Below are 21589 nucleotides of genomic sequence, written 5' to 3' on the forward strand. Positions count from 1 at the left end.
TATCATTGGTTGTGTGTTTACCGCACAGAGAAAATAAATACCCTAGGAGTCACATTTAATTTGCATATTTTAACTAAGGAGACAAGCGTCAGGGTTTTTTGAAAAAGCTACAGATGAACTGGCCAGGGTCTTGATTTTCAAAGGGTATAACAGTCCCATCTAACTGAATTCTCACCTTTTGACGACAGTTGTATAGCTCAAGGGGTCTTTTTTCCCCATCCACACTCACAATAGCCCGATATTCCCAAAAATTTTTGGCGCTGCGATTAATACTGAGAATGCAAATCTGACGACCGTCGTAATTACGGCATACAGAAGCATACGCTGGGAATATGTAGAAACTGGAGAGTATGAGGAGTAATATCAGGGCAAGATATTTCATTCGGCTCAATTTCAGAAAAATCAACTACACCGATTAGAGATACTGCGATGTTATGTTTCTAACGGGCGTTTATATTACAACTGTTAGTAGGCATTTTAGCGGCGATCGCACCTCAATTACCACAAAATCATGAGTTCATACGCCATTAGCTAGGGTAATTGCCATAATTTGAGTTATGAAATGAACTTAAGCATCTGGGAAACAAGCGTGGATCACGTGCTATTCTTAATTTGTTTTGTTTCAAATCTATGCGGAGGGTTAATTCCCAAGAGTTCAGAAATCAGACGCAGTAGCCTCACAGCGCTATATAGTTAACGCTGTAAGAGAGTTAATATTTTTTCTGACCAAAAAATTAACAAATTATTATACTTTTGTTTATGTTAATAAATAAAGTAAATAATAATCAGCTTTTGTTAAAATAAAAATGAATTAAATGAAAGTTTATTATAAATAGTAAATCTAGGAAAATATGGAGTGTTTGAGAGTGAAAGTTTATACTTTCAAGCGTTAAATTAGTATCAAATAAAAACAAGGACTAGGACATGAAATTTGGGATTGATATCGGACATAATTCTCCTCCAGACACTGGGGCTAGAGGGATAAAATTTGAAGATAATCTAACACTAGAAGTCGGCAACAAAGTTATAGAAAAATTGAAGGCTCTGGGGCATGAAGTCATTTCATGTAGACCAAACGGCCCTAGCTCTTCGGTGAAAGATTCACTTTCACAAAGAGTAAATAAAGCCAATGCTAATCGAGTGGAAATATTTGTATCCATACATTTTAATGCCTTTAATGGACAAGCTAATGGCACAGAGGTGTTTGCAGGTAGTGAGACAAGTAGAAAAATAGCGAAACCCGTATTAGATGAAATTATCAAATTAGGCTTTTTTAATCGCGGCGTTAAAAGTGGTTCCCACCTATTTGTAATCCGCAATACTAATATGCCGGCGGTTTTGGTTGAATGTTGCTTTATCGATTCTCAAAAAGATGTGAATCTTTTTAACTCAGAAGCAATGGCTAACGCTATTGTCAAAGGCTTAACGGGTAAAGTACCTACCACTCCTGTTCCCCCTGTCCCAGATGAAGAACAGAATGTTGATACCACAACTCTCCGATTACAAAAAGCTTTAAATCGCTTAAAAATTACCGATAAAAATGGTAAGCCCTTAGTAGAAGATAATGTCTTGGGTGCAATCACTAGTTCGGCTGTAGAAAACTTCCAAAAAATTGTGGGAATAGCTACATCAGGAGTTGCTAATACATCTACATGGAATGCGATAAATTTGATTTTGGCTAAACGCATTATCCGCCCAAATCATGCTGGGGGAACAGTGGTGAGATATTTACAATACCGCGTGGGTGTAGAAACTGATGGTGTTTACGGGCCGCAAACAGAAGCAGCCATCAAGAAATACCAACAGCAAAACGGTTTAACTGCTGATGGAATTGTTGGGCCAAATTCTTGGCAAAAACTAATTGGCTAATTATTGATGATACAGTCAGGCAAAATAAAATCAATGTAATTTTATTTTGCCTGTTGACTTAGCCACGATTTTTTTCTAGTAGCAGCATCATAATTAAACTTAACAAAATCTGCTGCTCTTCGCGATCGCTCATTTGATCAACAGCTTTGATGGTAAATTTCCGTGACAAGAAAGTCGGAATTTTCTCCAAACGCATTACCACGGTACCATCTGCCCGACTCACCAAATAGACAGGGTTGAATACATAACCAGTAAACATCCCCAAAATAGGGATTTCGGCAAATAAAGCGTCTGCAACTTTCACCCAAGGATTTTTCTCTTGGATAGTTAAATAAGTGCTGTCGCCATCAAAGATGTCATAACGCGCACGCCAAAGAGATTTTAACCCGCGACGTTTGACAGCACCGATATATGTTCCGTTAGTGTCGGCAAATTCATAACGAGCCGAGAAGTCAATAATGCGATCAGCTTTAATATAGTAGATGGGGTTAGTTTGTTCAGCATTAGCAAAAATTGTAATTGCTTCTTTGAGCTTAAAAAGCTTCTGTTTAACGTAAAAAACTAAATTACCCTCAGCATTCACAATAGAGATTTGCGGTGCTAATGCCCAAAACTTGAAGGTAAGTTCCAAAGGATACTGCATAATTCCGTATAAGCAACAAGGTTGGTTGCTTTATTAATCCCAAAAGCAGTAAATTACCTATAATTTTGTAAAAAATGTATACATATTGATATATTACTTTATCGAAAATAGATGATGAAAAGTGCGATCGCCTATTTCTCAGATCATTCCTGTGATGAAAGTTGCTCATAACGACATCAAAGAATTTTTTCACAAATCTGCCAAGGGGCTGCATAAAAAAATCAAGGTCAACCTATTGAGTGAGTGTAGGGGTTAAACCCAAGCGAAAAACACTTAAATTTTAGGAGACCGACCATGAAATTCTTTCATATCACCAGTTCTTTGTTGACTGCTACTGCACTTTTGACCAGCACATTTCCCGCGTTTGCAGGCCCTTTTGATGTTAGACCTTCTGGAATATTCAGACCGGCTGATGCGATTCCTGGGGCTGTTGGTAATGTAAAAGTGAATAATGCTACACCCAGCAGCAACCCAGTAGGTAATAGTGAAATTCAAGGTTTAGGCGACCATCAATCTTGGGTTGACCCCAAAACTCTCGCCAACGATCCCCGCGCCCTGTGTAGCGATGTTGGTTTAGGTAACAACACTCGCAATAGTTCCAGCAAAATTGCTTTAGCAACCTCTACCAGCACTCGTTCTAGTGCTTCTCGCAGCCACAATGATGGCGGTGGCGGTGGTGGTGGTGTCAGCATTTTTGGTATTGGTGTTAGCGGTAGTGGTGCTAGTCAAGGTAGCCAAAATAATAGCGAATCTCGTGATAACAACAATAACCGCACAGAAGAAAATAGCAACAGTTCTGCAACCGTTGTTCAAGGGAGAAATTGTGATGCTTTTGTTAACTCTGCTGCGGCTAGAGACATGAACTACCAAGACAACCTGACTCGCCGTTATGAAATTAAAACTGGTCGTCGCGGACAACAAGTTAATCAACTACTTGAAGATAAATAATTAGCCTCCCAGAAATACAAAAATAATTAACGTTAAAACGCCAGGGTTAGCGCCCTGGCAATTTTTAGCTTTTGGAAAAAGTTATGAACAAAATAATCTTTACTAGTGCAATTATGCTGCTGTTAGTGCCAGCTTTAGCGAATGCCGAAATTCCCAAACATACTCTGCAAAATTACCAATTTTTACCATATTTATTAGATAGTTCTGATCAAAATTCAACGGTGCGGGTGCGTTGTCTTTCTCGCCCAAAACAAGCAGCCATCAGAGAATATCTTTTACAGCCCTATGAGAGTAATTCCACTACCGACACTGTTACTATTGAAATTACAGGCAGTTGTCGTCATCTCAAAATTCGCGTCGAAGATGAGGCACGCTTTGATGATTATCCAGCCTACAACCCTTATTTAGACGAGCATCATACTAATTTTGATGATTCCTGGCTAACTCGTAAAGGTTCAGGATGGCATTGGTTGTTACGTCATAGATGAGTTTTGTTTATGTTGACTTTGAGAGCTTTTGTGAGTCGTGGTAATTTATTGACTAGCTCTGTTTGAGGTTAGTGAATGTCGCCACGCACCTATTATTGATCCAGCGGATAATGACTGGGTAACTGAGGAAGACTCAGGAGAAACTAGAGAAGCAACACCAGAGGAAATTGACGAAACCATTCAGCAGTGCGAACAGCACGAACAAGATGGTAATGAAGCAAGCAAGCAAGAATGATTTAACTAGCGGAAAGCAAATCTACTTTCGTGGTTACATTTACAATGTTCTGTGGGTATCAGAAAGTAGAGTCAAAATTGTCTTGCCAGGACATCATCCTAACTCCTGGGTGTCACCTTATCCGGCTGGAACTTACACTATCCCCGCATCTTGGGAATTACCAATCACCCATCCTGAATTATATGTGATGAGCTAATACATTACAGTGGTAATTAACCGCAGATAAACACAGATGATTATGGAACAACAACCGATACAAGTAATTGGAGGTGGACTAGCTGGGACAGAAGCAGCATGGCAAATTGCCCAGGCGGGAGTACCTGTAATTTTTCATGAAATGCGCCCCTTACGCTTTAGCCCTGCTCATCATACAGAACATTTGGCAGAGTTAGTTTGTAGTAATTCTTTTGGGGCAATGGCCAGCGATCGCGCTGCTGGATTACTGCACGAAGAACTGCGACAATTAGGTTCGGTAGTTATATCTAAAGCCGACGAACACGCTGTTCCGGCTGGCGGGGCGTTGGCGGTAGATAGAGGCCAATTTAGTCAAGATTTAACAGCAGCAGTATCAAACCATCCTTTAGTAGAATTTCGCCGTGGTGAAGTCAATGCTATTCCTGAAGGCATTGTGGTATTAGCAACCGGGCCGTTGACTAGTCCCGACTTAGCCGCAGACTTGCACCGCTTCACCGGGATGGAGTACATGAGCTTTTTTGACGCGGCTAGTCCGATTATTGTTGGTGAGTCAATTAATCGTGACATTGCCTTTATGGCATCCCGTTATGACAAAGGTGAAGCCGCCTATCTCAACTGTCCCATGAATAAAGAACAGTATTTACAGTTTTGGCAAGCCCTGTGTCAAGCCGAACAAACAGAATTGAAAGATTTTGAACGGGAAACAGCGAAGTTTTTTGAAGCTTGTTTACCAATTGAAGAACTGGCACAACGGGGCGAAGATACGATGCGTTTTGGCCCTTTAAAACCAGTGGGCTTATCTGATAGCCGCACCGGGGAACGTCCCTACGCGGTGGTGCAGTTACGCCAAGAAGATAAAGCCGGTCAACTGTGGAATATGGTAGGCTTTCAAACTAATCTGCGTTGGGGTGAACAAAAACGCGTATTTCAACTGATCCCCGGTTTAGAAAATGCTGAGTTTGTGCGGTTGGGAGTTATGCACCGGAATACTTTTATCAATGCACCCCAATTAATGCAGCCGACATTACAATTTAAGCAGCGTCCCACCTTACTAGCGGCTGGACAGTTAATTGGGACGGAAGGTTACACCGCCGCAGCCGCTGGTGGTTGGTTAGCGGGAACCAATGCAGCGCGGCTGGCTTTGGGTAAAGAACCGTTAATTTTACCGCCTACAACCATGTTAGGGGCGCTATTAGAGTTTATTAGTTCGGCCTCTCCCAAACATTTTCAACCAATGCCCCCGAATTTCGGGATTTTGCCAGATTTAGGTGCAAAAATTAAAAGTAAACAAGAGCGTTATGGACGTTACCGCGATCGCTCTTTAGCCGACTTATCTAACTGGAAATCCCAATTAGTATCAACTACGAACTAACGACACAAATAATTGTCTGTCCCCAAGGCATTGTATTAGGTGCAAAACCTTTAGATGCAGCTAATGCTATGCCGTTTAATAATTTAACTGCCTAAAATGTTGGAGTCTGTAGCTAGGGTTTGGGCTGCTGTTTGCATTAAATTGATCTCTGCTGACGACCAAATACGGGATGCTTGACATTGATGTGCCACTAGTAAACCCCACAATCCTTTGGGGACTAAAATAGGCACAACTAAGTTAGCACGCACCTGGATGCTTTGGAGAAATTCTCGGTGACAGGTTTCTAATGATTCTTGATCAACATCAGCGATCGCTCTAATTCTGCCAGCTAAATACAAAGCTGCATATTTATCAGTAAAACAATTATCTTGCCCTGTGGAACCTAAAATTGAATATTTATCTGAACTTAAGGATTCAAAAGTGACCTGTCCCTGCCACTGCCAATAAAAGTAATATAAAACCACGCGATCGGCCTGAAGCGATTCTCTCAATTGATTAGTCGTTTGTCTAATCAAGGCATCACGCTGCATTGTGCTAACCAAGCGATCTAACACTCTTCGTAACCCCTGTTCAACAGGTTTGTTTGAGCTAGGGTCGAATTCTTGGTGAAAATTAATTTGCACAGTTACACTAATTATGAGTTAGGGCAAGTTGAGAGAATTTCTTTAGTAATTTATCAAAAATCTACTTAAAAAACATCAGCTTCAAGAATAATTCAACAATCATAATCAACTAGTAGCGAATTAAATCTCCCTAATGTTTAAGATTGGCGGAGGTTTTAAACCCATTTAATAAATGTGATTGAATTCAATAATTATCAAATTAGATTCCCAGATATTATTGTTAATAATTTCAGAATACAAAATTTTGCATTATTAGCTGTATTCTTTTAGCAAATTTCTCAGATAAATCGCAAAAATTAAGATCGATTTAAACTTCGTGATTTTCATTCTCAAAGATTTTGTTTAATTTCATCATACTTAGCGCGGACTGTTTGGATATCTTGCCACATTAACCATTTCGGGCTGCCTTTTTCCTTAGATGGGTTACGTAATAAGTAGGAGGGATGAAAAATTGGCATACATAAACGGCCTTGCCACTCTATCCACTGACCACGAATTTTGGTGATTCCCTGTTTTTCGCCAGTTAATCCTTTAACTGCCGTTGCACCTGTTAACAAAATAATTTTCGGATCAACTAAGCGAATTTGTTCTAATAAATATGGTATGCAAGCAGCCATTTCTTGAGGAGTCGGAACCCGATTATTAGGTGGTCTGCATTTATTGATATTACCGATGTATACATCATGCTCAGTAGTTAAGTTCACAGATTCCAATATCTTCTCTAGCAACTGCCCAGATCTACCAACAAATGGTAAGCCTGTTTCATCTTCGCTTTGCCCTGGTGCTTCTCCCACAATCATGATTGGGGCTTTGAGATGACCGCGCCCTACCACCGCATGAGTGCGAGTTTGTCCTAATTCACAACGCTGGCACTGATTGCAGTGTTGTGCCAACTCGGTCATATTATTATAGGTTCCCGTCAGAATGGGAATTTTGGCATCTGTAGGAATCAGTTCTTTTTGATCGAAGTTAGATTCACCAAAGAGACTGAGTTGAATATCGCTGCTCATGAAACTACGCTTGTTGGGATCAGCACCTGATGTTTAATTTCAGTAAAATCTCGCTAGATTTATCTGTTGCTCAATACTGAAAATTGGCATGAATCCTATTGTAGCAGCGAATTTAAGTCATGATAAAAACAATGCCCTCAAGAAAAGTATGTTACACACCCCTCTTTTTGAGAATCGTACCCAGGCGGGTGCAGAGTTAGCGCGAGTGATTCATAATATGCTTACTCAACAAACGATTGACTCTGGTGTTAAGCCTGTACCCATTGTCTATGCTTTGCCAAGAGGGGGTATATCAGTAGCAGCACCAATTGCCCAACGTTTAGATTGCCCGTTGACAATAGTTGTCGCTAAAAAAATTAGTCATCCAGATAACCCAGAGTTGGCAATTGGTGCGGTAACTGCGGCTGGTGATGTGTTGTGGAATCAGCCAAAGCTGTGCCGCTGGAAATATACCTCACGCTGGCAAGAAACTGCACTCAATCAAGTGATGAATCAAGCTCAAGCGTTAGAAACATATTTGAGTTCCGCTTGTCCATCAGTGCATCCAGCAGGGGCGACGCTGATTTTAGTTGATGATGGGATTGCTACCGGGATGACTATGGCGGTAGCCGCAATTACCGTAAAAAAGCTGGCTCCGGCGGCAGTGTGGCTATGTGCGCCAGTTGCACCACCAGAGTTGCTACCTTGGTTACAGCAGTGGTGCGATCGCCTGATTGTTTTAGAAACACCAAATTTATTCCGTAGTGTCAGTAATTTTTATACAGAATTTCCTCAAGTAGAAACGGAGGAAGTTCTAGTTTATCTCCAAGCAGCAAATAAGTAAGGGAGAAAGGGGTATAGAACAACTAATGACCATCGACCATCGTGTGACTATTCCTGATATTGCATAGCCTTAGCGTAATCACCCAAAGCATAGCAAGCAACTTTTAAACTAGCGAGAGCTTGTTCTTCAATGCGACGGTCTTTAATACTTCTAGCTAAGAGTAAGCGTTGTTCATAATATTTGATTGCTTGGCTGTAATCTCCCAGAGCTTCACAGGTAACGCCTAAACTCCCAAGAGATTGTTCTTCACTACGCTTGTCTTTTAATTCTCTGGCTAATTGCAAACGTTCTTCATAATAAGTCATGGCTTTGCCATAATCATTGGTAGCATAACAAGCATTACCTAAATTCTTGAGTACCTGAATAGCACTCCGCGGGTTGTTGAGAATGCGTGCTACTTTGACACACTGTTCATAGTGGGCGATCGCTTTGGGATAATTGTCTAAAGCATACCAAGCATTACCCAAATTTTTTAGTACCTGTTCTATACCCCAGTTATCTTGGAGTTCTTGCACGAGTTTGAGGCTTTGCTCTTGATACTCAATTGCTCGTGTTAAATTGCCTGCTGCTTTATAAACTAATCCTAGGTTATTTAATGCTGCAACTTGACTGCGTTTGTCTTGTAAGTTGCGAGTAATTTTTAAACACTCTTCTAAATATTTAATCGCTTTGTCATGGTCATTTAAGTGTCTGTAAGCATTACCTAAATGCGAAAACGCCTGCATCTGTATAGATGGATCAGGTGTCTCTTTTTTCAAGCTTAGACACTGTTGGGCATAAGAAATAGTACTTTTATAATCTCCAGAAGCGTAGGTGACTACTGCTAAAAAAGATAGTGCCTGCTCTTGTTGTGGTATATCTCCAATTACCTCAAACAACTCTAGAGATTTTTGCAACGACTTCAACGCCGCAATCATTTCTCCAGCTTGTTGTTGTTGCATTCCTTGGCGCAATAGTTCAGATGCTTCCCATAAATGAGTGTCACTGTCTTCAGCAAACATTGCGTCAGCCGCAGTTGGATCAAATTCATGTGTAATGGTATTACGCTTGATTGGCGTAAGGCGGGTTGTAGGCACTGACTTAGGAGAGGTATTTTTGTGATTTTTCCATTCACCGTCTGACATTGACCAATTACCATTAAACTAAGCTGGTAAATCAAGTGTTCCCAAAATCAATGTTTATCTTTCATCCAGAAAGATTACTTTAGTAGTATTGATTTCACGCCAGGATTGATGATGGAAAGAGTGTTGGAACCAGAAGTAATGGATACGTGGGAAGAAGCCATTGATTATGATGCAATGGATTTTACTGAGGTTAATACAGCTTTTGCCAAAGAAGCGGTCGCTCTTTGTTCTCAAGCACAATGTTTAGTGCTGGATGCGGGGACTGGTACTGGCCGCATTCCTGTTCTGATCGGTCAAATGCGTCCCCAATGGCAATTAATAGCGATTGATTTAGCTCAAAATATGCTAAAAATTGCCGCGCAACATATTCAGCAAGCTAGGTTGTATGAGCAAATTAGTTTGGCATTAGTGGATGCCAAACAGTTACCCTACGCAGATGGAATGTTTGATTTGGTGATTTCCAATAGCTTGATTCACCACTTACCTGATCCTTTGCCATTTTTTCAAGAAATTAAACGAGTCACCAAACCTAACGGCGGTTTGCTGATTCGGGATTTATTACGTCCAGCGGACGAAATGACCATGAATGCTTTAGTGGACACCATTGGCTATGAATATGCTCCCCGTCAGCAAAAATTGTTTCGTGATTCTCTCCATGCTGCACTCACACTAGATGAAGTGAATAAGTTGGTTACTAGTGTGGGTTGGTTTGGAGTGAGAGTTTATCAATCAAGCGATCGCCATTGGACTATGGAAAGAAGTTGTAATGTGTCTATTTAATCAAATCAGCAACATTTAGTCTCTACTACCCCAATTTATCGATTTATGGGGATTTTTGTATTCCATACTTGTTCAAATTCTGATTCATTAATCTCAAATTCTTGAATATCCTCTTCCTGAATTGGTTTATCACATAACATACCGTAATTGTCTGCACAGTGGCTACTGTCATAAAATAACACGTTGCCATTTTCGTAAACTTCTATTTGTCTTATGGGATATCGATTATTACCAATTTCAAGAAAGTAAGTACTCGTACCCCAAGCATCATACTCACCTCCCAAGCTTTCGTCCCAGAACCATTTACAATATTGCTTGAATTTAGTTTTTGATAAGAGCATATTTTTGCCTCCGTTGTTTCCTCCTCGCAAATTCTGTTAAAGGATGTCTGAAAACTTTTTGGTGTTTTATTTAAGACCTGTAGATCCCTCTAAATACCCCTTATCAAGGGTGACTTTGACTTAATTTACCACCCTTTGAAGGGGGAATAGGGGGGTTCAAGAGAAATATTTAATACTTCTCAGACATCCTCTTAGGCTTTACTTAAATTTACAAAAAAGCTAATCTTTGTAAATTTAAGTAAACATTCATTAATGAATTTACTTGATGAATATTTTTCGTAATAATTGCTGGTCAACCTATCTCCTTTGATTGCTGAACTTGCAATATCTGCAAGGGCTAACATTCACAGCAATTAGTTTATTTTACCGTAAAACTTCCTAGTTTTGTGCCATCCTTTGAGCGTAGGATATCGCGCACTTCCATTAAAATTATCCCTAACATATTTTTACCGCTACCATCGGCTCCACATCCCCAATAATAATCAATGGGAGAATTTTCGACAATTTCGGTATTACCTGTGTTTAGTAATATTTCTTGAATATCTGTATGAGTCTCAAACTTACATAACACGGCTTTCTTCATGATATCGTCTTTAACTTGCTCCCAATCTTGGCGCAAAGGACGACTTCTTTCTCTGCCCATTTTTGCTGCTTCTTTGGGAGTTTTTACCAAACGAATTTGTTCTAAATGAAATGTCCCAACAAACTTTTGAGCTTGAAAATAATGTTCACTAGTATACCAGTACAACTCATCCAAAACAAAGCCGTGGTCTGAAAAGTTAGAAAAGCAGCCATATTGTTCACGGGTGCTATAAAAATAGATAGTCATCGAATTAGTTCTAACAATGAAGTATTAGCAATTATTCATAGCATTTCCTGGAAAAGTTGCCAAAAATATCTAGAAGATAGCCTAAAGATTAGATTGAAGTAATTAATAGGAAATTTTGGAATTAATGAGTTTTTTTGATTGGCAAGGTGATCGCAAACTCTGTACCTTTATCTATTTCGGAAATCACTTCTATTTTACCTTGATGTTTCTCGACTATTTGATAACAAATACTCAAACCTAAGCCAGTACCTTTTCCTACTGGTTTAGTTGTGAAAAATGGGTCAAACAGTTTATGTTGAATATCTAAAGGAATTCCATAAGCATTATCTTTAATACTAATTTTGATGTAATTACCATCTAACTTTAGGGTATCTATGATAATTTGTTTATCTGGATTATTTGTTTGTTCTATTAAAGCATCTATAGCATTACTAATAATATTCATAAATACTTGATTGATTTGTGCTGGATAGCAATCAAATAAAGGCAGTGTATGATAATTTTTAATTACGGTTATTTCAGAAGTAATTTTGTGGTTTAAAATTAATAATGTATTATCAATTCCTTCATGAATATCTACCTCTTTCATATCAGCTTCATCTAAACGAGAGAAGTTGCGTAAAGATAAGACAATTTCTCGAATGCGTTGAGCGCCCATTTTCATAGATGAAAGTAAGCTAGATAAATCTTTGCTAATAAAAGTTAAATCAATATCTTCAATTTTCTCGGCGATAGCATAGCTTGGTTCTGGATACTGTTGCTGGTATAAATCTATTAATTCTAACAAGTATTCAACATATTCATTAGCGTGTTGAATATTGCCATAAATAAAACTAACAGGATTATTAATCTCATGAGCTATACCTGCTACCATCTGTCCTAAAGAAGACATTTTTTCTGTTTGAATTAATTGGCTTTGAGTTTCTTTTAAAGATTGTAGTGTTTTTTGTAGTTTTTGAGTACGCTCTTCTACACGATGTTCTAAGGTTTGGCGAGCTAATTCTAATTCTTGGGTGCGTTCTTCTACTCTTTGCTCTAAAGTTTGGCGGGCTAATTCTAATTCTTGAGTATAGTCTCCTACCCACTCTACCAATTGGTTTAAAGAACTAGCTAATGTCCCTACTTCATCTTTACTGCTGACATTAGCCTTGAGTTGAAAGTTGGATTCTTGGGTAATCTTCCTGGCAACATTAGTAACTACTTTTAAAGGATGGGCAATTAAATTACTCGTATATAACGCTAGTATTGCAGCGATTACAACTGATACTAGTACACTTCCGAGAATAACTTTTACTTGTAATTTCTGAGCATTATTAAAGCTAGTACTTGCGTGCTGTTTTTGCAGTTCAGCATGTCCTATTAACCGCGTTAATTCGTCTGATAGCTGCTCAAATTCCACAGGAATATTGCTTTTTTTCTCTTGATTAAGAAAATTTAATATCTGCTGCTGATAATTTTCATTATTTTTTGATAAGGAGTTTTTTTCTTCAATTTCCTTCCAAAAATCTTTTACAAGCTGATTATATATATCTGTAGTTTTTTCATAATCACTTAATAAGTTGTGTAAATCCTGAGAATTTATTAATAAATTATTTTGATAAATAATTGCAAATTTATCTAATTCAGATAATCTTTGCTGAACTTGCGAAATACCATCCAGAAATCGATTTTTTTCAAATTCTAGCCAAATAGAGTTATCTAATACAGTAACTAATCTTTGGGGATGCAGCCTAACTCTAGTTACCGCATTTTCTAAATCTTTTAATAAAGCTTGCTGCTGATAAGCAAGGAGTAGCTGCTTATGGGCATAAGTTTCGTAGTTATATGCTAAAAGTAACCCACTTGTTGTGCCTATACAAGTAATACCAACAGTGACAATATAACCATAGGTTATCTTTTGAGCGATACTCCAGTTATTACTTAATTTTACTAGCCAGATTAAAACTTTTCTAACCCCATTTTTTTTTGCATGACTCATTTATTTAGCAGCGTGGATACTATTTATAGAAAACTTCCTTCTCCCATTTTTTGATACACCTCACGAATCATGTTGTAGTCAGAATCATTTGCTGCTACCAAGCTTGCACCTTGAAATTTTTTGTCAGCCAGTACGATACTTTGAAGTATTTTATCCTGATTTGCCAGTATCCGCGTTTTCATATCGGTTACAAAGTCAGAGGCTAATTGGTTACTACTAACAAACACATCATTGGGTAGTAGTGAACTTTTAGCTATTATAGAAAAATCTTTCTCTGATAATTTTTCCTTTGACAATTCATTTTTATATGTATCAGATGCAGTCGCCCATGCTTCTACTTCTCCTTTGTTTAGGGCTTGTAATCCTTTATTACCCAACATGGCAATTTTGACATCATTTTTGGGATCTAACCCACCATCTATAAGTAATTTTGTTGGGCCAATATGACCGGAAGTTGAGCCAATTTTTCGCATGGCAATTGTTTTGCCTTTTAATTGAGTTAATAATTTTACTTTGCTATCTGCACGAACAACAATAATTGAATGGTAGTTAGGACGCTTAACACCAATGATAGGAATAGTTTTAGCTCTTGCATTTAAAATTAAGTATTCTGAAGGGCCTGCGAAAGCAATATCTAATTTACCTGATACCAATGCTGATGCTGCTGCTGTCCGATTTTCAACTGGAAAAAATTCAATTTTAACGTCTAGTATTTCCTCTAATTTATTGCGTAGTTCTTCATAATTTTCCTCCAATTCTTTGAGATTGTTTACATCTGTAACTGTAAATTTAATAGTTTTTTGAGCAGTCGTTGATATTTCTGTAATTTGTTTATTGGAATTACATGCTGTCATAAAACTGGCAAAATACAGGAGTGAATAACTAAGCAATTTGCGTCGTTTCATAATTATTAATCGTGGTAATTTTATTTAATTTACAAACGTAAACAATTAATCATCTAGACAAGACAAAAAAGTTGTAGATGGCTTAAAATTAGCAATAATGAAGATGATTTCTGACAATTATCAATAGTCCAATCTTGAAAATTTGCTTTTACTAAGTATCAAGAGTAATACAACTACTTATAATATTTAGAAAATATATTAATAACTTCTGTAAGATTACTGAAATTTTTTATATAAAAAATTTCAATATTTTGTTTGATGACTTTAAGATTAACATTTGGTTATTAATTAATTAAAATTAAACATATACTTGACTGCATATAAAAACCAGAAAATCAAAATTTGATATTCAATCAATTTACATTGGACAAATTACTACAATTAGGTACGACTTTAGTCAACTTATAAAAATCATTTATTTTCTTTTTTTGATTATTTTTGCTCTGATAAGCTTTTCCAGATTTAACCTGCATAATTTGGATTGGCAAAATGCCCACCCCACAAGATTTATAGATATTTTAGATATGCAATCTATATGTGGTTTAGCTCGGTTTGATTTTAACTACTGATTTGTATTTGTTAACTGGCGAATCGGTAATTCAACTACAAATTCTGAGCCTTGTCCGAGTTCAGAGTTTATTTCGCTCACCGCTAAGGCGGAACGCGCAAAGTAGATGCAAAGGCCTTAAGAATCGATCTTTATATTTTAGTTAAACATCTGAATTCATCCCGTATGGATGCAACGCTAGTTAGTAAAGTGCCTATGCCTCTGTCTATATATTGTTAGACAGTATATCGTTAATGGGAATACTAACGGAGTGTAGACACATTCTGCACTACTTTTTGATTACATGAGGTATGTATAGATGGAGACAGTTAAAGCCCCCATCATTCCCGGATATGAAATAAGCTTGCAACTGTACGCAGGCTCAAGAACCCAAGTATATAGGGCTATCCGCGAATCAGATCAACTCCCAGTTGTCATCAAACTACTGACCTCAGAATATCCCAGTTTTAGCGAACTACTGCAACTCCGCAATCAATACACCATTAGCAAAAATCTCCACATTACAGGAATTATTCAGCCATTATCATTAGAAACATATAACAATGGTTATATATTAGTCATGGCAGATACAGGAGGAATATCATTACGGGAATATATTCAAAGCAATACCCTCACCCTCGCAGAATTTCTCACAATCGCTATCGAGTTAACCACCAGTCTCCATGAATTACATCAAAATCGGGTAATTCATAAAGATATCAAACCCGCAAATATCTTAATTCATCCCCAAACAAAACAAGTTCAACTGATAGACTTTAGTATCGCTTCATTACTACCCAAAGAAACCCAAGAAATCAAAAGTCCAAATGTTTTGGAAGGAACTTTAGCTTATATCTCCCCAGAACAAACTGGCAGAATGAACCGCGCCATTGACTATCGTAGTGATTATTATTCTTTGGGTGTAACATTCTATGAATTATTAACCGGAGAATTACCATTTGATAGTAACGACCCGATGGAATTAGTGCATTGTCATCTAGCAAAAATTCCTCATGAAGTCAAAAGTGCAGAAATTCCGCAAGTGCTTTCAGATATTGTGCTGAAATTAATGGCAAAAAATGCCGAGGATAGATATCAAAGTGCTTTGGGACTGAAATATGATTTAGAAATTTGTTTAACGCAACTCCAAGATACAGGAGAAATTACAGATTTTAACATCTGTGAACGGGATGTGTGCGATCGCTTTCTCATCCCCGAAAAATTATATGGTAGAGAAGCCGAAGTTAATCGCTTATTACAAGCCTTTGAGCGTGTCGCCAATGGCACATCAGAAATGATGCTGGTGGCGGGTTTTTCAGGGATTGGGAAAACTGCTGTAGTTAACGAAGTTCACAAGCCAATTACCCGTCAGCAGGGGTATTTTATCAAAGGTAAGTTTGACCAATTTAATCGGAATATTCCCTTCAGTGCTTTTGTCCAGGCTTTACGCGATTTGATGGGTCAATTGTTATCAGAATCGGATGCCAAGTTGGCACAGTGGCGCAGTCAAATTTTAGCAGTGCTGGGGGAGAATGGGCAAGTTTTAATTGAGGTCATTCCCGAACTAGAACGATTGATTGGTAAACAAAACCCAGCACCAGAACTATCTGGAACTGCGGCACAAAATCGGTTTAATTTGCTGTTTCAAAAGTTTATTGCTGTCTTCACTACATTAGAGCATCCTTTGGTGCTATTTTTGGATGATTTACAATGGGCAGATTTAGCTTCTTTTCAGTTAATTAAACTCTTGATGGAGGATAAAAACTATCTGCTGTTGTTGGGTGCTTATCGAGACAATGAAGTGTCATCTGCACACCCGTTAATGTTGACGCTGGAGGAGATGAAGAAGGCTGGTAGGACGTTTAATACTATTACTCTGGCACCTCTGGTTGAGCAGGATACAAATCAGTTGGTAGCTGATACTTTACGTTGTCCTACAGAGCTAACCCATCCTTTGACAAAATTAATTGAGCGCAAAACTCAAGGTAATCCGTTTTTTATTACCCAGTTTCTCAAGGTGTTATATGAAGATGGGGAAATTACATTTAATTATCAGCAAGGTTATTGGGAATGTGATATTACTCAAATTCTGTCCCTATCTCTGACTGATGATGTGGTGGAGTTTGTCGCCCAACAGTTGCAGAAATTACCCCAGGAAACTCAAGATGTTTTGAAGTTGGCTGCTTGTATTGGTAATTCTTTTGATTTAACTACTTTGGCGATTGTTTTTCAGCAGTCTCTGACTGATACTGCCACAGTATTATGGAAGGCTTTACAAGAGGGTTTGATTTTACCCCAAAGTGAACTATATAAATTTTATTTGAGCCAGACGCAAGCAAACGGCAATAATGACCATATCAAAAATGTCACCTATCGATTTCTGCACGATCGCATTCAACAAGCTGCTTACTGTTTAATTCCAAAAGACCAAAAAGCAGCTACTCATTATCAAATTGGACAACTGCTACTCCAGCATACTGACAAAGCAGAACTTGAAGAAAAAATCTTTGATTTGGTCAATCAATTCAAACTCGGAATCGATTTAGTTACCAGTCCTCAAGAGCAGAAATATCTAGCTGAATTGAATTTAATTGCCGGACGCAGAGCTAAGATGGCCACAGCTTACCCTGCATCTGTCCAATATTATGCAGCAGCCAGGAAATTGTTAGCCGAGGATCATTGGCAAGAATCATATAATTTCATGCTGGCAATCTACACAGAAGCGACAGAAGTTGCTTATCTGAATACTGATTTTGAGCAGATGGAACAGCTATCAAAAATAGTCCTAAATCAGGTAAAAAACATTTGGGATAGCGTACCTATTTATGAAATTAAAATTCAAGCTTGTATTGCCCAAAATCAACTGCGGTTAGGGCTAGATACATCTGTGGCGATTTTGCATAAGTTGGGTATAGATTTACCAAACCAACCTACCTACCAAGATATTCATCAAGCATTAGAGAAAACTCACTTAGTATTGGTGGGAAAAACCACCGCAGAATTAATCGATTTGTCTTTAATGACAGATACTCGCGCCCACGCTGCAATGCGGATTTTGTCGAGTACGTTTGGGGCTGCTTATAATGGCTGTCCAGAAATGTTACCCTTAATTATTTGTGAGCAAGTTAATTTATCTATTCAACAGGGTAATACAGCTTTATCTGCTTTTGCCTATGCAAGTTATGGTTTAATTCTTTGTGCTTTTACTGGTGTAGTGGAAACAAGTTATGAATTTGGGCAATTAGCTTTAAATTTAATGGAAAAGTTATGCACCCAACAACTGCGTGCCAAGATAGAAGCAGTATTTAATAATTGCATTAGACATTGGCAAGATCCTCTCACATCTACATTGACACCTTTATTACAAGGCTACCAAAGTGGATTGGAAACAGGGGATTTAGAATGGGCTGTGTGGTGCATATTTGGTTATAGTTTCCATTCTTATTGTGCTGGCAAAGAACTAACGGGATTAGAACAAGAGTTAGCGACATATAGTAAGGCGATCGCCCAACTCAAGCAAACCACAGCACTTAATTATCAGAAAACCTATCACCAAGCGACTTTAAACTTACTAGGTTGTAGTGAAACTCCTTTTAAGTTAATAGGCGATGTTTACAACGAAGACTTAATGTTACCCCAACATCAGGAAGTTAATGATCGTCCGGCTGTGTATCACGCCAAGATTAACAAACTGATTCTCTGCTACTTATTTGGTGAGTATGAGCAGGCTCAAGCTGAGGCTGCTATGGCTGCACAATATTTAGATGGCGTTCCGGGGTTATTTGTCAGTGTTTTGCTGCCTTTTTACGATGCTTTAGCTCAGTTAGCCATGTTGCACCAAGTATCTGAAGGTGAAGCATCAGCTAGTTTAGAGCGCGTTCAACTTCATCAAGCAAAACTTCAGCAATGGGCAAATCTCGTTCCTGACAATCATTTGCACAAATTTAACTTAGTAGAAGCCGAACGCTGCCGTGTTTTGGGCAAACCTTACGTTGCAATGGAATTATATGATCAGGCGATCGCCGGAGCTAAAAAAAATAATTACATCCAAGAAGAAGCATTAGCAAACGAACTCGCCGCCAAATTTTACCTCAATTGGCACAAAGAGAAAGTCGCCGCAGGTTATATGCAGGAAGCTTACTACTGCTATGCTCATTGGGGTGCAAAAGCCAAAACTGATGATTTAGAAAAACGCTACCCTCATTTATTGCGTCCAATTCTGCAAAAAAACACACAGAACTGGAACCCATTGGACACACTAGCGAGTCTGTCTACCGCCAATGTTGTAATTCATTCTTCCTTGACAACCTCCCTCTCTTCTAGTTCGTCGATTAATGCAACGCTAGATTTTGCCGCCATTCTCAAAGCCTCTCAAACTATCTCTAGTCAGATTCAACTTAATGAACTACTGCACCAACTAACTCAGATAATTTTGCAAAATTCTGGTGGCGATCGCTGTGCCTTAATTCTGCTGAATAATCAAGGAGAATGGCTTTTGAGAGCCATTGCGACACCGGAGAACACAGAACTTTTTGCCGAACCTTTAGAAGGTCATCCTAATTTACCTGTCAAGTTAATCCAATATGTGAAAAACACCCAAGAAATTGTGGTGATTGATGAACTCAAAACTAATTTACCTGTAATTGATGAATATTTATGGCAACAACAACCAAAAAGTTTGTTGTGCTTGCCCATTATCAATCAAGGACATTTAATAGGAATTTTATATTTAAAAAATCACTACACTAGTGGTGTATTTACCTGCGATCGCATCCTGATTCTTAACTTCCTTTGTATTCAAGCTGCTATTTCTTTAGAAAATGCTCGCTTGTACCAAAAAATCGAAAATTATTCTTGTATTTTAGAAACAGAGGTAGAGCAAAAAACCCAAGCTCTGAACCAAAAAGCCCAAAATTTAGAGCAAACTTTAAGTAAATTACAACAAACTCAAGCCCAATTAATTCATGCAGAAAAAATGTCATCTCTTGGGCAATTAGTAGCAGGAATCGCTCACGAAATCAATAATCCAGTTAGTTTTATTAAAGGAAATATAACCTATACAAAAGGTTATTTCCAAGACATGATGAGTTTGCTGAAACTTTATCAGCAAGAATATCCAGAACCTAGTCCAGCTATTAAAACTAAAAGTCAAGCAATTGACATTGATTTTCTATTTCGGGATGTAAATAAGATTCTCGAATCAATGGATGTAGGGAGCGATCGCATCAGCCAGATTGTCTTAAGTTTACGGAATTTTTCGCGGGTGGATGAAGCGGGAATTAAAGCTGTAGATTTACACAGTGGGATTGAAAGCACACTGTTAATTTTGCAACATCGCTTGCAAGGTTCAGAAAATCAGCCCGAAATCCAGGTAATCAAGGAGTATGGTAACTTACCTCTGGCGAATTGCTATCCTAGCCACTTAAATCAAGTTTTCCTGAATATTATCAACAATTCCATTGATGCTATGCGAGATAATCCCCAATGCGGGGAAAAACCACAAATTCGGATTCGTACTGAAGTGATAGACAATCAACGCTTACGCATTGCGATCGCCAATACAGATAGTACAATTCCCCTAGATATTCAAAATCGCATCTTTGAACCGTTCTTTACAACAAAACCTGTTGGTCGTGGTACAGGTTTGGGTTTATTTGTCAGCTATTCAATTATCCAACAACATCACGGCATTTTAACTGTGCGATCGCAGCCAACCGAGGAAACAGAATTTGAGATTATTCTTCCTTTAATTTTATTGGCTGAAAAAAGCATAGCTGAAGATGAAAATATCTGTCATTTACGTTCAAATAATCCAATTAAAGAATTTTGAGATACTAACATTTGATTGAGAGCTTCGAGGGCGGTTGTTTGGTAACGAACGTGAGCATCAATGAATAAACCAATCATTTCGGCGATTAAATTTCGGAGTTGTTCTTCTGGCTGTGTCGCTGGAAAATCTAGAAATGGTCTACCAGTCGTAGAATCAAATGGATCGGTAATAGAAAAATGGTTGGCTCCTTCTAGAAGAAGTAAATAACTATCATCTCTACCACCTGCGATCGCTTCTTGGAAAGTCCGCATAATCGGAGTTGTCGGTTGTTCCCAAGTCACTCCATAGCTATGACTACTCTTTGCAATCACTCCATCACAGGTTCCGCCAATTATTAGTAAAGGTAAGGAGTCCGGTAAAGGTAAGATTGTGCCGGCTTCATATCCTAGGTGTACATTTGCTGCTGTATGTGCGCCATAAGCAAAGGCGGCTACTACTTGTGAGCAAAATCTGGGATCTGCACTTTCAATCGCCACTCTACCACCAGCAGAATGTCCGCCTAGAACTATCTTGTCTAAGTCAAGTAAGCCAGCCAAAATCCCTTCCCGTTGTAAACTATCTAACATCCTCAACAGTGTTGGTAAAGCGGAAGCTGTCGGGCCTTTGCCATACATACTAGGAGGTAACATTTTCAAATCAACACCTGGCGTAAGAGCCACCACCCCAGGCAAATTTTCGGCAATCCAAGAAAATGTAACAACAACAAACCCACGTTGTGATAATTTAATCGCCAACCATTGATAAATTTCCGGGCTACAGTTAATTCCATTGAAAAGAATCACAACTGGAAACTTAGATTCTTGAGAATTAACAGGAACAAAACCCAAATTCCCTTCTTGTTCAGTACCTGAAATTTGGGCTGGGTAGAAAACCTTTAAGTGAATGCTGTTATAGGGTGAAGGACTATCTTCAACTGTCGCAGCTTGGAAAAATGCTCGAACATTCATGAAATACCAATTTCAGCTACTTAAGTTCAATATAATATTACCGATTTTTGAGTAGAGACGTTGTATACAAAATCTGCATCTTCATCGAGAAACGGTATGAGC

Annotated in this window: 18 protein-coding genes; 8 read left to right on the forward strand and 10 right to left on the reverse strand. The window is 38.4% G+C overall.

Features of this window, described 5'->3' with window-relative positions; genetic code table 11:
- Positions 1-88 precede the first annotated feature (88 nt).
- Positions 89-382, reverse strand: a complete 294-nt coding sequence (locus NOS7107_RS24435; protein WP_015115615.1) for a hypothetical protein — start codon at positions 380-382, stop codon at positions 89-91.
- Positions 383-924: 542 nt separating this feature from the next.
- On the opposite strand from NOS7107_RS24435, the gene NOS7107_RS24440 reads away from it, so the two are divergent.
- A complete protein-coding gene (locus NOS7107_RS24440; protein WP_015115616.1) occupies positions 925-1869 on the forward strand; it encodes an N-acetylmuramoyl-L-alanine amidase in 945 nt (314 codons plus the stop codon).
- 58 nt (positions 1870-1927) lie between these two features.
- On the opposite strand, the gene NOS7107_RS24445 is transcribed toward NOS7107_RS24440, so the two are convergent.
- Positions 1928-2512, reverse strand: a complete 585-nt coding sequence (locus NOS7107_RS24445) for a hypothetical protein (protein ID WP_015115617.1) — start codon at positions 2510-2512, stop codon at positions 1928-1930.
- A gap of 294 nt (positions 2513-2806) precedes the next feature.
- Here NOS7107_RS24445 and NOS7107_RS24450 point away from each other — a divergent pair, with 294 nt between their 5' ends.
- The 4 genes from NOS7107_RS24450 to trmFO all read left to right on the forward strand — a co-directional run bounded on the left by NOS7107_RS24450 (position 2807) and on the right by trmFO (position 5750).
- Positions 2807-3460 (forward strand): hypothetical protein, encoded by a 654-nt coding sequence (locus NOS7107_RS24450; protein ID WP_015115618.1) that lies wholly within the window; start codon positions 2807-2809, stop codon positions 3458-3460.
- Positions 3461-3543: 83 nt separating this feature from the next.
- The gene (locus NOS7107_RS24455; protein ID WP_044500308.1) at positions 3544-3948 is read left to right on the forward strand and encodes a hypothetical protein; all 405 of its coding nucleotides are present in this window, start codon (positions 3544-3546) and stop codon (positions 3946-3948) included.
- 212 nt (positions 3949-4160) lie between these two features.
- On the forward strand, positions 4161-4379 hold the full coding sequence (locus tag NOS7107_RS24460) for a hypothetical protein (RefSeq protein ID WP_157374133.1): 219 nt from the start codon (positions 4161-4163) through the stop codon (positions 4377-4379).
- A gap of 42 nt (positions 4380-4421) precedes the next feature.
- Positions 4422-5750 carry an FADH(2)-oxidizing methylenetetrahydrofolate--tRNA-(uracil(54)-C(5))-methyltransferase TrmFO gene (gene trmFO, locus NOS7107_RS24465; protein WP_044500310.1) on the forward strand — a complete coding sequence of 443 codons (1329 nt, stop codon included), beginning with the start codon at positions 4422-4424 and terminating at the stop codon, positions 5748-5750.
- A gap of 83 nt (positions 5751-5833) precedes the next feature.
- On the opposite strand, the gene NOS7107_RS24470 is transcribed toward trmFO, so the two are convergent.
- Together NOS7107_RS24470 and NOS7107_RS24475 are read right to left on the reverse strand one after the other, a co-directional pair.
- Positions 5834-6373 (reverse strand): GAF domain-containing protein, encoded by a 540-nt coding sequence (locus tag NOS7107_RS24470; RefSeq protein ID WP_015115622.1) that lies wholly within the window; start codon positions 6371-6373, stop codon positions 5834-5836.
- Positions 6374-6702: 329 nt separating this feature from the next.
- The gene (locus NOS7107_RS24475; protein ID WP_015115623.1) at positions 6703-7383 is read right to left on the reverse strand and encodes a uracil-DNA glycosylase family protein; all 681 of its coding nucleotides are present in this window, start codon (positions 7381-7383) and stop codon (positions 6703-6705) included.
- Positions 7384-7531: 148 nt separating this feature from the next.
- Here NOS7107_RS24475 and NOS7107_RS24480 point away from each other — a divergent pair, with 148 nt between their 5' ends.
- Positions 7532-8206 carry a phosphoribosyltransferase gene (locus NOS7107_RS24480; protein WP_044501116.1) on the forward strand — a complete coding sequence of 225 codons (675 nt, stop codon included), beginning with the start codon at positions 7532-7534 and terminating at the stop codon, positions 8204-8206.
- Positions 8207-8253: 47 nt separating this feature from the next.
- Here the strand turns inward: NOS7107_RS24480 and NOS7107_RS24485 are convergent, their stop codons facing one another.
- Positions 8254-9330: a tetratricopeptide repeat protein gene (locus NOS7107_RS24485; RefSeq protein ID WP_015115625.1), complete on the reverse strand. Its 1077-nt coding sequence runs from the start codon at positions 9328-9330 to the stop codon at positions 8254-8256.
- Between the two features lie 111 nt (positions 9331-9441).
- On the opposite strand from NOS7107_RS24485, the gene NOS7107_RS24490 reads away from it, so the two are divergent.
- Positions 9442-10110 (forward strand): class I SAM-dependent methyltransferase, encoded by a 669-nt coding sequence (locus tag NOS7107_RS24490; RefSeq protein ID WP_015115626.1) that lies wholly within the window; start codon positions 9442-9444, stop codon positions 10108-10110.
- 35 nt (positions 10111-10145) lie between these two features.
- Here NOS7107_RS24490 and NOS7107_RS24495 read toward each other — a convergent pair whose 3' ends face one another.
- From NOS7107_RS24495 to phnD, 4 genes are all read right to left on the reverse strand, one after another.
- Positions 10146-10451 (reverse strand): hypothetical protein, encoded by a 306-nt coding sequence (locus NOS7107_RS24495; protein ID WP_015115627.1) that lies wholly within the window; start codon positions 10449-10451, stop codon positions 10146-10148.
- Between the two features lie 358 nt (positions 10452-10809).
- Complete coding sequence (locus NOS7107_RS24500) at positions 10810-11280, reverse strand: NADAR family protein (protein WP_015115628.1); 471 nt, start codon at positions 11278-11280, stop codon at positions 10810-10812.
- 121 nt (positions 11281-11401) lie between these two features.
- Entirely contained in the window at positions 11402-13258 is a 1857-nt protein-coding gene (locus NOS7107_RS24505) for a sensor histidine kinase (protein ID WP_015115629.1), read from the reverse strand.
- 23 nt (positions 13259-13281) lie between these two features.
- Positions 13282-14163, reverse strand: coding sequence for a phosphate/phosphite/phosphonate ABC transporter substrate-binding protein (gene phnD, locus NOS7107_RS24510; protein WP_015115630.1), 882 nt, complete (start codon positions 14161-14163; stop codon positions 13282-13284).
- An 866-nt stretch (positions 14164-15029) separates the two neighbouring features.
- On the opposite strand from phnD, the gene NOS7107_RS24515 reads away from it, so the two are divergent.
- The gene (locus tag NOS7107_RS24515; RefSeq protein ID WP_015115631.1) at positions 15030-20540 is read left to right on the forward strand and encodes an ATP-binding sensor histidine kinase; all 5511 of its coding nucleotides are present in this window, start codon (positions 15030-15032) and stop codon (positions 20538-20540) included.
- On the opposite strand, the gene NOS7107_RS24520 is transcribed toward NOS7107_RS24515, so the two are convergent.
- On the reverse strand, positions 20504-21487 hold the full coding sequence (locus NOS7107_RS24520) for an alpha/beta hydrolase (RefSeq protein WP_015115632.1): 984 nt from the start codon (positions 21485-21487) through the stop codon (positions 20504-20506). The genes NOS7107_RS24515 and NOS7107_RS24520 overlap by 37 nt on opposite strands.
- Positions 21488-21589 lie beyond the last annotated feature (102 nt).

Source organism: Nostoc sp. PCC 7107 (assembly GCF_000316625.1).
Taxonomy (GTDB): domain Bacteria; phylum Cyanobacteriota; class Cyanobacteriia; order Cyanobacteriales; family Nostocaceae; genus Nostoc_B.

Coding starts and splice junctions, on each gene's coding strand:
- phnD (WP_015115630.1), bottom strand. CDS start 14,163: ATGAAACGACGCAAATTGCTTAGTTATTCACTCCTGTATTTTGCCAGT.
- NOS7107_RS24445 (WP_015115617.1), bottom strand. CDS start 2,512: ATGCAGTATCCTTTGGAACTTACCTTCAAGTTTTGGGCATTAGCACCG.
- NOS7107_RS24495 (WP_015115627.1), bottom strand. CDS start 10,451: ATGCTCTTATCAAAAACTAAATTCAAGCAATATTGTAAATGGTTCTGG.
- NOS7107_RS24435 (WP_015115615.1), bottom strand. CDS start 382: ATGAAATATCTTGCCCTGATATTACTCCTCATACTCTCCAGTTTCTAC.
- NOS7107_RS24455 (WP_044500308.1), top strand. CDS start 3,544: ATGAACAAAATAATCTTTACTAGTGCAATTATGCTGCTGTTAGTGCCA.
- NOS7107_RS24480 (WP_044501116.1), top strand. CDS start 7,532: ATGTTACACACCCCTCTTTTTGAGAATCGTACCCAGGCGGGTGCAGAG.
- NOS7107_RS24505 (WP_015115629.1), bottom strand. CDS start 13,258: ATGAGTCATGCAAAAAAAAATGGGGTTAGAAAAGTTTTAATCTGGCTA.
- NOS7107_RS24485 (WP_015115625.1), bottom strand. CDS start 9,330: ATGTCAGACGGTGAATGGAAAAATCACAAAAATACCTCTCCTAAGTCA.
- NOS7107_RS24475 (WP_015115623.1), bottom strand. CDS start 7,383: ATGAGCAGCGATATTCAACTCAGTCTCTTTGGTGAATCTAACTTCGAT.
- trmFO (WP_044500310.1), top strand. CDS start 4,422: ATGGAACAACAACCGATACAAGTAATTGGAGGTGGACTAGCTGGGACA.
- NOS7107_RS24500 (WP_015115628.1), bottom strand. CDS start 11,280: ATGACTATCTATTTTTATAGCACCCGTGAACAATATGGCTGCTTTTCT.
- NOS7107_RS24490 (WP_015115626.1), top strand. CDS start 9,442: ATGGAAAGAGTGTTGGAACCAGAAGTAATGGATACGTGGGAAGAAGCC.
- NOS7107_RS24450 (WP_015115618.1), top strand. CDS start 2,807: ATGAAATTCTTTCATATCACCAGTTCTTTGTTGACTGCTACTGCACTT.
- NOS7107_RS24460 (WP_157374133.1), top strand. CDS start 4,161: ATGAAGCAAGCAAGCAAGAATGATTTAACTAGCGGAAAGCAAATCTAC.
- NOS7107_RS24440 (WP_015115616.1), top strand. CDS start 925: ATGAAATTTGGGATTGATATCGGACATAATTCTCCTCCAGACACTGGG.
- NOS7107_RS24520 (WP_015115632.1), bottom strand. CDS start 21,487: ATGAATGTTCGAGCATTTTTCCAAGCTGCGACAGTTGAAGATAGTCCT.
- NOS7107_RS24515 (WP_015115631.1), top strand. CDS start 15,030: ATGGAGACAGTTAAAGCCCCCATCATTCCCGGATATGAAATAAGCTTG.